Here is a 13,500-nt window from a genome sequence, read left to right as displayed (position 1 = left end):
TATTAAATGTTAACAAATTGAAGCTGCGGGATCTTCTGGTAGATGCTAGTGCGTAAATCATGCGAAGCATCTAATACCTTTTTCCCAAGCGCTGTGACGATGTAGAATTTTTTTCTACGACCACCTCGTTCCTCCGTAATACCCCCAAAACGTGAGTCTACAAAACCCTTTTTCTCTAACCGTTTCAAAGCTACATGTATCGCACTGATGTTAATTTTCTTCTTAGTTTCGGCTGATAAAAACTCATGAATAGAAACTCCATATGCTTCATTATGCTGGGCAGCAACTGTCAATAAAACCAGTTCTTCAAATTCGCCTAATTGATATTCCATGGATAAAAATATTTACTTAACAAACGTGAATGTAATACATAAGTTTCACATTTGTTAAGTAAATGGAATGAGATCAATGGTATGCCTTGATTTATTTTGCTTCAGTAAGAATATCTGTACCCAAGTATTTCATTTCTGGCAGGGTGTACCAGCTTCTTCTCTGTGGGATTCTGATCCCTTTCACAGAAATTTCATCTCCCAATGTGATGAGTTCTCCCTTAGTCTCTTCCGCATCCTTGTAGAATTTGTATTGCAGCATCTGACCCGTATTTTCATCAATGTAGAAGTACCAGGTATCCTCCTCATACGCTACTCTAAGCACCTTACAGTTTTCTTCGCCCACTTTCGCGTCATCTGCAAGGGCAATTCCAGGAGTGCCCTTGTCATACAGTTTCATTGGAAGTCCCCACAAGTAGAGATAATAGTTACGAAGAACTAACGCACGTTCCTTATCATTATCTCCTTTTAATACTTCAGCCGCGTTGCCAATCACTTCATATTCTTCCTCATCATTCCGATTGATCTTCATATAACTTTTCGAATTGTCGAGGGTGATAATCGACGATCGATCAGGTCCATCGGGTCGGGTTTCTCTAAAAATGAATGTCGCTGAAAGGGTAGACCAGGTGTCTGTAGGATCGTGATAAGCAACCGATTTGGCGAGTACTTGATCAGCTAGGGTTTGAGTAAAACCAACGATGGGAGTAAGAAGAAAGAGAATGATGTTTAGCCGCATGTTGAGTAGATTGAATTCTTAATCATGGAAGTTAATAAAATGGATAAACCTGCGAAAACAGTCTGGCTATTTGGCATCTACCTGATCATCGAAGGAGTGTTTTTAATGCTAGCCCCTTCATGGGTTCTGGCAGCAATCGGTATTCCTGATCCTGAAAGTGTATGGCGAATAATTCTTGGTTTTGTAGTAGCCGTACTAGGGTACTACTACATCAGAAATGCAAAAGAAAATCTAATCCCCTTCTTCGGGTTCACGGTTCAGGTACGAATTATACAATTCGTATTCTTCGTTTGGCTCTACACTTTCGATAGAGGCAGTCTCGCATTAATCGCCTTCTCTTTCATCGAATTTGCTGCCGGTATGTGGACGTGGAGGGCTTTGAAATGTCAAGAAAAACCAAGCTGATTAAATAATGAGTCCGTGTGAAATTAATTTCAGATTGCCTAGAAAAATCTATTTTTTAAACAAAAATTAATTTTATCCGTTTTCATATTTTAAACAAAAATTAATTTAATTGATTAAACGTACAACTATCCCGGAATTAAAGTCATCTTAAAACCAAACACTAATGAATCTACAATTGGGAACACTTGAGGAAATGATCCTTATCATACTGCTGATGAAGGAGGAGACGTATGGAGTAGAAATTGCCAAAGAGTACAAGCACCAATTGAGTCAATCGATTTCTCTTCCTGCCATTCATGTGGTTCTGAAAAGACTAGAAAAGAAAGGATTTGTCAATTCTAGATTAGGCGCGCCTACCCCTGAGCGAGGTGGAAAAGGGAAGCGTCTATACCAAGCCACCAACAAAGGGTATGAAATAGCTCAGGATTTACAACATCGCAGAAATGAGATTTGGAAGACCATCCCCAAACTGAACTTCAGTCTTGCATGAATGATCGAAGGCATCCATCGAAATGGGCAAAGGGTCTCCTTGAATATTTTCTTCGACCAGACTATGCCGATGAAATCCTCGGGGATATAACAGAGGCTTATTACTGGCGTGTAGAGGAAGAGGGGAAATTTAAAGCCAGACTAAAATTCTACATTGAAGTAATCCGCTCCTTACGCCCAGTCAACTTAAAATCATTTTACCACTTATCTCTCAATACAATGATCTTCAGAAATTATCTCAAAATCGCATTTAGAACATTGATCAAAAGAAAGTCTACTTCTTTCATCAATATTTTCGGGTTATCGGTTGGTGTTGCTGCTTTCACTTTTATTTTTCTGTACACCTATCAGATTTTCACTTTTGACGATCATCATGAAAATAAGGATCGAATCTTTTTGGCCTACAAAGAACGAATTACCCCTGATGGTACACAAGCCACTTATGATACATGGATGCCATTAAAAGACCGGTTAAAGTCTGATTACACTCAAGTAGAATATGCAGCACGGTATTATACTTCGGATGCTAGCATTATGAAAAACAACCGATATCTGGAGGAATCTATTGTCTATACAGATTCGGATTTATTCAAAATCTTTACTTTCCCAGTAATCCAGGGAAACACCGCCAAAATGTTTCCTACCAAAAACTCGGTAGTACTCAGTAAGGAGCTGGCGCTAAAATATTTTGATACGCAAGATGCAGTAGGCGAGCATCTTGAAATCTTTCTACAGGACGAAGACACAACTATGAGATATCAGGTTTCTGCTGTTATAAGTAATCATCCTGACAATGCATCCATGCGGCCCTCTATAATAATCCCAATGGAAAGCATTCCGGTGTATCCGGAACTTGCCAATAGATGGAATGGATCGTTTCTGGAAACTTATGTACTATTAAAAGATCAAAAAGATGCGCTGGATTTAGAAGCAGATTTCCCAAACCTCATCGAATCTATTTGGGATACGGAAACCAGGGCAAACACAAACTTCAAATTACTGCCATTCGATGAAGTATTCGATACATTTTTTGGCGACTCATCTAATGCAAGAACACTATTAGGTATCGGACTTGGGATTCTTCTTATTGCCATCATTAACTTCATGAACCTGTCTACTGCTCAAGCAACTCAACGTGCCAAGGAGATTGGTTTAAGAAAAGTACTCGGGGCATTTCAAGGGCAGCTACGAACCCAATTCATTACAGAATCTTTTGTGATGTCTTTTATAGCATCCATTTTAGGGTTACTAATAGTGATTTTCACAACTCCACAATTCAATCAATTCTTTGATGTTACTATTTCATTGAATCAATTCAGCAGTCCGCAACTAATTGGTGGCTTTGCCTTGCTTATTACACTTTTGGGGATTTTAAGTGGAAGTTACCCTGCACTTTATCTTTCCTCTATAGGAGCCATTGAAGTGCTCCGTCAAAAATTAGGGATGGGGGGCACCTCAAGCTTTCGAAACACCTTAGTGGTCATCCAATTTGCCATTGCGCTCTTTTTGATTGCGAGCACAATCATCGTCAGCAGGCAAATCAACTACATGACAGGTAAGGACATGGGATTTGAATCTGATGGGGTTTTAGTGATCTCAGCCTCGCCAAGAAGCTTTACAGATCGTGAATCAGGGCAGGCCCGGCTAAACACTTTTAAGACGGAGCTCAAACACAAATCTTATGTATCTGATATTTCATCCAGTCGTGCAGTGCCCACCTCATGGAGCGGTAGTTTCACTTTTGTGAGACCAAATGATTGGGAAGGAGATCCGCTAAGAATGAGGTACACGTATGTAGACGCTGACTTTTTTGATATCTATAATATCCCCGTGAAGTATGGGGTTAACTTCTTACCAGACACAGAAGGAGATCAACGAAGTTCTGTGATTTTGAATGAGGCTGCCATGAACGCATTTAAGTTTTCTCCCAACGATGAAAATATCATCATCTTGGGAAGAGACACGCGTGTAAATGTGATCGGAATAGTAGAAGATTTCCATTTTGAAACACTTCAAAATGAAGTGGCGCCAACACTTATTTTTCACCGTGTTTCAGAAAATCCAGTGGCTCATAATTCCATCACCTTAAAAATGGACATGAGCAATCTGGTTGAAAGAATAGAGGAGATTGAAGCCATGTGGAATGAACTGGGTTCTACTCAAGAGTTCACCTATTCATTCATGGAAGATCGTGTGGCCGCTCTTTACGAAGAGGAAAACCGCTACCTCGGCATGGTTGGATTATTTTCAGTAATCTCAATTATGATTGCTTGTCTTGGCTTATACGGATTGACACTTTTTATTATTGAAAAGCGAAGAAAAGAAATCAGTATTCGCAAGGTGTTGGGAGCAGAAATTAAGACCATTCTTGGTATGATTTTTACTGATTTCACGAGGTGGATTGCCATTGCATTTGTAATCAGCGTGCCGTTTGCGATCTATTTTTTGAGCGAATGGCTGGAATCATATTACTATCGAGTTTCCATTTCATGGATCACTTTTATACTGGCTCTTGTGATTGTGTTGACGCTTGTTATTCTTACCGTAGGCTATCAATCCCTAAAAGCAGCCTCAGCAAATCCGGTTAAGTATTTGAAAGATGAGTGATTAGGAACTGCTTCTCGGAAGTGAGCGACTCACAATAAAAATGGCAAGAATGGCAAGAAAAGTTCCCATGACAAAAGGTGCCCCTGGGAAATAAATGTCATTCACTGGATTGGTGTAGTACCTAAATATTCCTGTCATCAGCAAGGGTCCCACAATCGCGGTTAAGGTCATAACGCTTGTAAGTCCTCCCTGCAATTCGCCTTGCGCATTTTTAGGTATCTGATTGGTCATAATCGACTGGAGCGATGGTCCTGCTAAACCTCCAAACGCGTAGGGCACAATAACGGCATAAACCATCCAGGATTGCGAAACAATACCCATCATTAATAGGCCAAATGCGTTGAAAGCAAAGCCGGTGTAAACGGCATTCGTTTCTCCAATTTTCTTAACAATAGGTCCGACTAAGCCACCTTGTACGATGGCTACCATTACACCAACAAAGCTTAGAGATAAACCAATTTCTAATTCTGACCATCCGAATTTTTCAATCGTAAAAAATGACCAATTTGCATGAGTGGCATTGCTGCTACATAAATCACAAAAAGCGCAACGACCAACCAGACGATTTTTTTATGACTCAAAATCCGCTTGAGTGTGCCAAATGGATTGGCACGTTTCCAGGTAAATGGTCTTCTGTTTTCTGTGGCGAGTGATTCGGGCACAACGAAGAAACCATAGGTTGCGTTGAGCAAGGAAAGTCCCGCAGCTGCCATGAATGGCACACGTGTTCCCAATTCTCCCAAAATCCCCCCAATAGATGGGCCTATTACGAAACCAAGTCCAAATGCGGCACCAATCATCCCGAAATTTTTTGCTCTGTTTTCCGGGGTACTGATATCTGCAATGTAGGCATTAGCAACTGTTACACTCCCTCCAAATAGACCAGAAATCATGCGCGCAATGAATAGCCAAATCAAGCTGGGCGCAAAGACTATCACAATGTAGTCCAACCCGAGGCCAATGAGTGAGGCGAGAAGTAATGGTCTCCTCCCATATTGATCACTTAATCCACCTAAAATTGGTGCTGCAAAAAACTGAACGATGGCATAGGTAGCAGCGAGCATTCCTCCGAAAAATGAAGCCTCACTCGTACTCAAACCTGTAATTTCTTTGATCAACGCAGGCACCACCGGAATAATCAATCCAATACCAATGATATCAATAAGGACGGTTATGAAAATAAAAATTAGGGCAGCTTGTTTCTTTTTCATGATTGAAAATGATCGGCATAGTTAATCCATTCCTCCTAAAAATGACAATACTTAAAAAACTACCTTTTTAGATAAGCGGTTAAATCTCCACATATTAAAAATTCCGGCAATTGTCAGTCCCAAGGAAAGCGCATACCAAACTCCATTCACGCCCCAACCAAAAACAAAAGCAAAAACATAGCCTGAAGGAATGGCAATCAACCAATAGGAAACGAATGTAATTATTGTTGGAATCTTGACATCTTGTAACCCGCGTAAGACGCCTAATCCAACGGCTTGAATTCCATCAGAAATTTGAAATGCCGCAGCAATTATAAGTAAGGTAGATGCCGTTCTTTGAACCATATCATTCTCTATATAAAGCGCTGGCAACGCATTTCTAAAGACGATGAAAGTCAGGCTGCATAAGCCCATGAATACAGTTACCAATCCAAACGATGAGAATCCAGCAATCCTTAGGTTTCTACGATCTTTCAAACCCATCTGATTACCAATTCGTATGGTGGACGCCGCCGCAAGCCCAGTAGCTGCCATATAGCTAATCGCTGCGAGGTTCAGCGCAATGTTATGCGCCGCAAGCGCCTCTGCACTTATCCAGCCTACCATAATTGCTGCCGTTGCAAAAGCACCAACTTCAAATACATACTGCATGCCTGAAGGCACACCTATCCTTAATAGTTCTTTGATTCCCTCCCACTTAAATTTCCACTCAAAACCGATACATTTCTTTCGAATCCACCAAATCATCAAAGCAAACATGATCATACGCGCTAATAGGGTGGCAATTCCAGCACCATTCAACCCAAGTGCCGGAGCACCAAGCTTCCCGTAGATCAACATGTAGTTGAAGAAAACATTTAGCAGATTAGCAAATACGGAGACTACCATAGGACTGAAGGTATCAGAAAGGCCTTCAGCATATTGCCGAAACGTTTGAAATATCATTAATGGAATTAGCGATCCGCACATAATGACCAAGTAGGAACCAGCAGCCTCTGCAACAGGTGTCTCTTGTCCAAAAAGATGTAAAATGTGACTTGCACCATAGCCCAAAACGAAAAGAACAACCCCAAGTCCAAGGTTCATGAAAAAGCCATTTTCAAGATACTTTAATAGCTTGCTGCGATCACTAGAATCTGTTGCTGCCACTTTTGGTGTAATGGCATAGCTTACTCCAATTCCGAAAAGCATTAAAACGTGGTAAATAGTACCAGCGAAAGTAGCCGCAGCCAACGGAATAACGCCCAACCGGCCCACCATAATGCTATCAGACACACCAACCATGATGTGGCCTAACTGACCAATAATCACTGGTAGTGATAGTATGATATTTTTTCGTAAATGCTCTTTAAGAGTCATCGCTTTTCGAATCAAGCCGCAAGGTAATATCTTAGATCATTAAGGCATCAGCTGATATTAAAATCGTGTAACAAATGCCTTTTTATTGTTAAAAAATTCTTCTTCTGGTGTTAAGTGAATTTAATAATCAAATTCACCCATTCCATCGCACTTTTCATTCCATTCATCTAATGGTTAGGTGATTACATTATCATTTGATAAAGATTTTAATAATTTGTATCTTTAATTACTAAACCACCATTCATGAAGACCTTAAGTATTAAGCAGTTAGCATTAATTATCATACTGCTACTCACCTCCTGTCAAGAAGACAAAATACTAGAAAATCCTGAGCCCTTTGATGAAGATATGTCAGCCGCAACCTTGATAGCGGACGAGTATTTTAATGACCTTGGAGGAAGATCAGATAAGTATGAAAGAGCTATTACTATCTTAAAATACAAAGACGGCCAAATTTATTACAATACAAATACAGATGATATAGAAGGATATCAAGTAGTCACAGAAACTACAGTTACCGCATATGTAGAGCCCGGTGAATATGTATTCTGGTATAGAGGCGGTGGTCTGGACGATCTTGAAGAGGTAGACTTTGACGAAGATGCAGAAGCATATCTTGACCAACTGCCTGAAGAATACAAAGCTGATTCGATGTGGGTTCTTCAGATACCTACAGAATATGATTCAACACATTCCGAATTAAAGTACGACATTGTGTACGAGTCCAAAGACAACGAAGGAGTTGTAATACGCCTGGATCCTAAAATTACGATTGGAGGTCAAACAGTAGTAGATCCGGAACCTGCCGAAGAAACACCTGAAGGTTGATTAATTAAGAAAATGATCAGTCAAAAACACTTCGTTTCCCTGACGCTTAGCTTACTAATTGGTATTCTAGCTTTTGCTCAAAATAAGATCAAGGCGGATAGTATCAAGAATGAAATAGCCAAAGGGATATTGTCTCCAAGTCAGGAGATGGAAGCGTACTATCGTTTACCTACTCATACCATTGCTCCTGATGAGAAACTCGAGTATGCAGAATACTTATTGGAATTAGCGGAAGAGGCTAATAGCCTCGAATATCGCATAAAAGCATACATGCAGATAGGCATTGCACATCGATTCATGGGGAATTTAGAAAGAGCTCTAGAGTACCTCTTCAAAAGTGCAGATGAGGCAGCAGGCAAGCAGCAATTCAAACTTTTTCTTGCAGAAGTTTATGGTGAAATATCGACTTGCTACACGCAAAATGGTGATTCTGAAAATGCTCTATACTATGGATCTAAGACTATTGAATTGCTCAGAGGATCAGGTAGGAGGCAGACACTTGCATTGAGTTTACTAAACTATGGTTATGATTACTATCTGAAAGGAAACTACGATTCTGCTATGGCCTACTACAATGAGTCAGAGCCAATATTAAAGGCCATAGGCATGGATTTGGGGATAGCATACATCATCGGAAATCGTGCGTTAGTTTTTTGGAAGCTTGGGGCAATTGAAAAAGGGAAAGAAGATCTCTTCCGAGCCATTGAAATGTTGAAACCAATGGGAGACAAATATGGTATGGCAGATTACTATAATCAGCTAGGTAATATCTACAAGGAAGAAAATAATGATGAAGAAGCAATAAGACATACCATGATTGGTCTTGAATTAGCAAAAGAAATTGGACTGAAGGAACAAGTTCGAGATGCGTCCAACCTATTGTTTCAATTGCATTTAAAAAAAGGGAATCTTACTGAGGCCATAGAATATCAAACACAATACTATGCGTACAAAGACAGTATTCAGAATCTGGAAACTACACAAAGACTAGGCGACCTGAGAACAGAATATGAGGTTGGGAGAAAACAAGCAGAGGTAGACCTCTTGCTTGAGCAAAAACGCAATAATCGAATCATTATGATTACTGGGGGCGTACTTCTATTAGCGTTTATCTGTCTTGTAGTGATCGTGTATTCCTACTTCAAAGCGAAGAACAGACTCAGCATTCAACTCGAAAAACAAAAAGATGATCTGGTTGTCTTAAACCACACCAAGGATAAATTCTTCTCCATCATTTCGCATGACCTTAGAGGCCCTGTGAACACCCTAAATGGATTGGTCACGGTATCTCAGCTTTATCTCAAGGAAGGTAAAGGAGATCAGGTGAAAGGCATGGTGAACAAAATGAGTGAGTCAGTGGACCGACTCACCAAATTATTGGATACACTTTTGAATTGGGCACTTCAGCAAAGAGGCCACTTTCCATATGTACCTGAACGATTGGATCTCGGAGAAATGGCTAAAGATGTCATTGAAATGTTTAGAGATACAGCCATGTCTAAGAGCATTCAACTCGAATTTGAAGCAGATGAAGCTTATCATCTCATGGTTGATAAAAATACGACCTCTACTATTTTGAGAAACTTAATTAATAATGCGATCAAGTTTACCAACACCGGAGGCCAGGTAAAGATTACTGCAAAAGCTGATCCTGACAATAGAAACTGCACGATCACAATTACTGACAATGGTGTGGGAATTCCTAGGGAGAAGCTTGATGGGCTCTTCACGCTAGATGAGACCATCTCTACTAAAGGAACTTTAGGAGAAACCGGACTAGGTCTTGGACTGCAACTTGTCTATGAATTTGTGTCCCTCAATAAAGGCAAAATAGAAGCCAAAAGTGAGCAAGGCAAAGGAACTACCTTTACTATTTCATTACCATTAGCCTCGGCATAGATTCATAACTTCAAGATTCTTGCAAGTCTGTAAATCGCTGCTACACTCAAACTGTCAGTGATTTCTTCACGATCACACATCATCAGAGCTTCCTTAAATGGAAGCTTTTTTATTTCCAAATCTTCAGTTTCTTCAAAAGCCGTCTCTCCTTCTGTCAACCCTTCAGCCAGATAGGCAAAACCGGTCTCATCCGTTACAGAATTTGAGGTGTGAATCTTGCAGATTTCTGTCCACTTGTCAGCCTTTAATCCAGTTTCCTCTTTCAGTTCACGTTTCGCCGATTCCAGTCTAGATACTCCAAGAGGGCCTCCTCCCATGGGAATTTCCCATGAGTATTCATCCAATGTATACCTATATTGTCCGACTAGCCAAGTGTTCTGATTTTCGTCGAGTGGAATGATGCCAATGGCCCAATTCTTATAATGCACTTTGCCATAAATGCTCTTTCCACCTCCCGGATTTGTAACATCATGTTCTGTAAGCTCGATCCAGGAATTGGAATATATTTCTTTGGAGCTATGGGTGATCCACGGATTTTTATCTTGCATTCTGCAAAGATAAAATGGAGCTAGCAACACTAGTCGGAGCTTAAACCAAGTTTTTTTCGAATCTCTCGATCTTTGTTGCTATTCTTTCCCCAGTAAGCTGACTTGATCGTGTTGATTTTTTTTGCTTTAGTGGTGAGCATTTCAGGATTACCAAAGCCACTCATGTAGGTCTCTTCCCAACCCAAAATTGCATATGGAAATGCTGATTCAAAATAGATAGAAAGTGATCGGTCAGCGTATTCAATCTCATATATTTCATGGGCCTTATCAGAATAATCCGAAGCTTCAACTGATGACAGTTTTGTGGAAGCCTTCTTAGCCTCCGCAGGTCTGTGACGCAATCTTAGATAAAACGTGGACGGAAAAATTTCAACTTCCCCGACAGGCAAGCTTTCTGGATTGAGTCGTAATCTTGTCCATAGCTCGTCTTCCATAATTACGTTAGGAACTGAAATATCAATGTCACCTTCGGACTCGAAGTAAGAAAATCCACGAAAACGATATCCATCTTCACCCAGGTTCAATTGCATCCAAGTATGTCCACACCACTCCTGAGAAGAGGTCGTAATCTTGAATGGATCAGGGTGTTTGTCAGCTGAAACCGGTGTGAAAGTGCTCATCATCATGGAATACGGATAGATACCTGTTAAAAATTTCTTTGTCATATTCAGTTTCATCACGCTAACGTTATCCGAACTCTCATCTCTCCAATCGTCAAGCTTTACCTGCTTGCTCTCAGAAAATGGCTCGGTGACAAACACCAAAACAGACTCTCCGGCATGAATCTCTCCATAACGTGCTTGCTCCAGCTCATAGCTGGTTATTTCAGCTTCTCCAGCATACCAATAGCTATTGAAATCTTGGGGGGTTTCGTCAGATACCTCTTGCGAATTGGAGGGTGCACATGCAATGAGCGAAATCAGTAGAAAGGAATACATGAAATTCTTCATATTGGATCGGTTTATAGATATAAAACTAAAAACAGATGATTTGTTCCAATTATCGAACACGTACTTTTGCGGCATGAATTATCTATCGGTTGAGGGTCTTAGCAAGAGCTATGATGAAAAGAAACTTTTTGAGAATATCACTTTTGGACTGGATCAAGGACAGAAAGCAGCACTGGTAGGTGTAAATGGAACAGGAAAGTCTACCCTAATGAAAGTAATTGCAGGGATCGAAGCACCTGATAGAGGAGTTGTTTCCTTTCGGAAAGGCCTAACAGTCTCAATGCTTCCCCAGCATCCTGAATTCAATCCCGATGAAAAAATCATTGAAGCGGTTTTTGCAGAGGACAAAGAAGAACTCAATGTCATAAGAGATTATGAGCAGGCGATGTTTAAAATCGAGCACGATCCCGAAAATGCACCAGACTTGACTCCAATACTTGAGCGAATGGACACCTTGAATGCCTGGGAATATGAGCATCAGATTAAAGCTATTCTTGGTCAACTTGGCATTCATGATCTGGAGAAAAAGATGGGGGACCTTTCTGGAGGACAGAAGAAGCGAGTGGCGATTGCACAAGCACTCGTGGTGAATCCAGATTTTCTCATTCTGGATGAGCCCACAAACCATCTGGATTTGGCGCTTATTGAATGGTTGGAAGGCTATCTGGCTACTGCCAATCTCACGTTATTGATGGTGACTCACGATCGCTATTTTTTAGACAGAGTTACAAACGAAATCCTGGAAATAGAACACGGCAATATCTTTAGATATAAAGGCAACTATAGCCAGTTTTTAGAAAAAAAAGCAGAGCGAATGGAGATGGAAGCTTCCTCCATAGATAAAGCCAAAAACCTATTCAAAACAGAGCTGGAATGGATGCGAAGACAACCTAAGGCTCGTGGCACCAAAGCAAAGTATCGGGTGGAAGCCTTTCATGACGTGAAGGCAAAGGCTCATAGTGCAATTCATAGCCAAAAGATGGAAGTGAACCTGAAAGGCGAACGTCAGGGAAAGAAGATTCTGGAGTTAGACCATGTAAACAAAAGGTATGAAGATTTGAATCTGGTCAAGGATTTCAGCTATGTCTTTAAGCGAAGAGAAAAGATTGGAATCATCGGACCAAATGGGGTTGGTAAGTCTACGTTCTTGAATATACTTTGCCAGAAGATAAAGCCAGATTCTGGCGATATCGAAATCGGTCAAACTACTAAGTTTGGCTACTATACACAGGACGAAACCATCTTTGATCCCACCAAGAAGGTATTGGATATTGTGAAAGAAGTAGCTGAGTATATTGAGCTTGAAAATGGCAGCCAGGTATCCGCGTCTCAGCTACTCAATCAGTTTATGTTTCCACCGAAGATGCAACACAACTTTGTTGGAAAACTGAGCGGTGGAGAAAAACGAAGATTACAACTTCTCAGAGTACTTATGGCCAATCCAAACTTCCTTATTCTGGATGAGCCCACGAATGACCTGGACATCACCACACTCAATGTGCTGGAAGATTACCTTCAGAACTTTGCAGGCTGCCTGATGATTGTATCTCACGATCGATACTTTATGGATCGACTGGTCGATCACTTATTTGTGTTTGAAGGAAACGGAAAAATCCGTGACTTCCCGGGCAACTATACCGATTATAGAGCCAAAGAGGGAGTACCGGTGGCTGAGCTTCCTCCACAGGATAAAGAAAAACCAAAAGCAGTAGCAGACGCAGCAAAGTCACAATCAAGGAAGCTTAGCTACAACGAACAGCGCGAGTTGGACCAGTTAGATAAGGACATTCCCAAATTGGAAGCCAAGAAAACAGAACTTCAGGAATCACTTAATTCTGAAACCGAATACGAAAAACTGCAAGCCATCAGTGACCAGATCAAAGCAGTGGAAGCTGATCTGGAGAAAAAAGAAATGCGCTGGTTGGAGTTGAGTGAGGTTTGATTTTTTGTTTGTTGTTTAGGATTTACATGATTACCGTAACTACCTTTGGATCATTATAAGGGGTGCCGAGCTGCAAATGCAGTAGAAACGGCTGAGATCATACCCATAAACCTGATCCGGATAATGCCGGCGTAGGGACGGATCGAGATGAAAATCATGATCAAGTATGATAACCAATAATGAAGGGTCCCCGC

Annotated in this window: 13 protein-coding genes and 1 riboswitch; of the genes, 6 read left to right on the top strand and 7 right to left on the bottom strand. The window is 40.8% G+C overall.

The window, feature by feature from the left end; all coding sequences use genetic code 11:
• Positions 1-2: 2 nt before the first annotated feature.
• Together ABJG98_RS13445 and ABJG98_RS13440 are read right to left on the bottom strand one after the other, a co-directional pair.
• On the bottom strand, positions 3-332 hold the full coding sequence (locus ABJG98_RS13445; RefSeq protein WP_348280042.1) for a PadR family transcriptional regulator: 330 nt from the start codon (positions 330-332) through the stop codon (positions 3-5).
• Between the two features lie 91 nt (positions 333-423).
• Positions 424-1,068, bottom strand: a complete 645-nt coding sequence (locus ABJG98_RS13440; protein ID WP_348280041.1) for a DUF6503 family protein — start codon at positions 1,066-1,068, stop codon at positions 424-426.
• A 24-nt stretch (positions 1,069-1,092) separates the two neighbouring features.
• Between ABJG98_RS13440 and ABJG98_RS13435 the strand changes: the two genes are divergently transcribed.
• From ABJG98_RS13435 to ABJG98_RS13425, 3 genes are all read left to right on the top strand, one after another.
• Positions 1,093-1,473: a hypothetical protein gene (locus tag ABJG98_RS13435; RefSeq protein WP_348280040.1), complete on the top strand. Its 381-nt coding sequence runs from the start codon at positions 1,093-1,095 to the stop codon at positions 1,471-1,473.
• Between the two features lie 163 nt (positions 1,474-1,636).
• Positions 1,637-1,963: a PadR family transcriptional regulator gene (locus ABJG98_RS13430; protein ID WP_348280039.1), complete on the top strand. Its 327-nt coding sequence runs from the start codon at positions 1,637-1,639 to the stop codon at positions 1,961-1,963.
• Positions 1,960-4,569, top strand: a complete 2,610-nt coding sequence (locus ABJG98_RS13425) for an ABC transporter permease (protein WP_348280038.1) — start codon at positions 1,960-1,962, stop codon at positions 4,567-4,569. Before ABJG98_RS13430 ends, ABJG98_RS13425 begins: the two co-directional genes overlap by 4 nt.
• Here ABJG98_RS13425 and ABJG98_RS13420 read toward each other — a convergent pair whose 3' ends face one another.
• From ABJG98_RS13420 to ABJG98_RS13410, 3 genes are read right to left on the bottom strand one after another with little or no spacing between them, the layout of a single operon-like run.
• Complete coding sequence (locus ABJG98_RS13420) at positions 4,570-5,058, bottom strand: MFS transporter (protein WP_348280099.1); 489 nt, start codon at positions 5,056-5,058, stop codon at positions 4,570-4,572.
• Entirely contained in the window at positions 5,031-5,780 is a 750-nt protein-coding gene (locus ABJG98_RS13415; RefSeq protein WP_348280037.1) for an MFS transporter, read from the bottom strand. Before ABJG98_RS13415 ends, ABJG98_RS13420 begins: the two co-directional genes overlap by 28 nt.
• 51 nt (positions 5,781-5,831) lie before the next feature.
• Positions 5,832-7,139, bottom strand: a complete 1,308-nt coding sequence (locus ABJG98_RS13410; protein ID WP_348280036.1) for an MATE family efflux transporter — start codon at positions 7,137-7,139, stop codon at positions 5,832-5,834.
• Positions 7,140-7,382: 243 nt separating this feature from the next.
• Between ABJG98_RS13410 and ABJG98_RS13405 the strand changes: the two genes are divergently transcribed.
• Together ABJG98_RS13405 and ABJG98_RS13400 are read left to right on the top strand one after the other, a co-directional pair.
• Positions 7,383-7,967, top strand: coding sequence for a hypothetical protein (locus ABJG98_RS13405; protein WP_348280035.1), 585 nt, complete (start codon positions 7,383-7,385; stop codon positions 7,965-7,967).
• 12 nt (positions 7,968-7,979) lie between these two features.
• Positions 7,980-9,866: a tetratricopeptide repeat-containing sensor histidine kinase gene (locus tag ABJG98_RS13400; RefSeq protein WP_348280034.1), complete on the top strand. Its 1,887-nt coding sequence runs from the start codon at positions 7,980-7,982 to the stop codon at positions 9,864-9,866.
• A gap of 2 nt (positions 9,867-9,868) precedes the next feature.
• On the opposite strand, the gene ABJG98_RS13395 is transcribed toward ABJG98_RS13400, so the two are convergent.
• Both ABJG98_RS13395 and ABJG98_RS13390 read right to left on the bottom strand, forming a co-directional pair.
• Positions 9,869-10,414 carry an NUDIX hydrolase gene (locus tag ABJG98_RS13395; protein ID WP_348280033.1) on the bottom strand — a complete coding sequence of 182 codons (546 nt, stop codon included), beginning with the start codon at positions 10,412-10,414 and terminating at the stop codon, positions 9,869-9,871.
• 29 nt (positions 10,415-10,443) lie between these two features.
• On the bottom strand, positions 10,444-11,364 hold the full coding sequence (locus ABJG98_RS13390; RefSeq protein ID WP_348280032.1) for a hypothetical protein: 921 nt from the start codon (positions 11,362-11,364) through the stop codon (positions 10,444-10,446).
• Here ABJG98_RS13390 and ABJG98_RS13385 point away from each other — a divergent pair.
• On the top strand, positions 11,351-13,306 hold the full coding sequence (locus ABJG98_RS13385) for an ABC-F family ATP-binding cassette domain-containing protein (protein ID WP_348280031.1): 1,956 nt from the start codon (positions 11,351-11,353) through the stop codon (positions 13,304-13,306). The genes ABJG98_RS13390 and ABJG98_RS13385 overlap by 14 nt on opposite strands.
• Before the next feature lie 48 nt (positions 13,307-13,354).
• Positions 13,355-13,463: riboswitch (TPP riboswitch) on the top strand.
• Positions 13,464-13,500: the final 37 nt, after the last annotated feature.

It is taken from the genome of Ekhidna sp. (assembly GCF_039960695.1).
GTDB lineage: Bacteria > Bacteroidota > Bacteroidia > Cytophagales > Cyclobacteriaceae > Ekhidna.
This window is presented reverse-complemented; position numbering and strand designations above follow the sequence as displayed.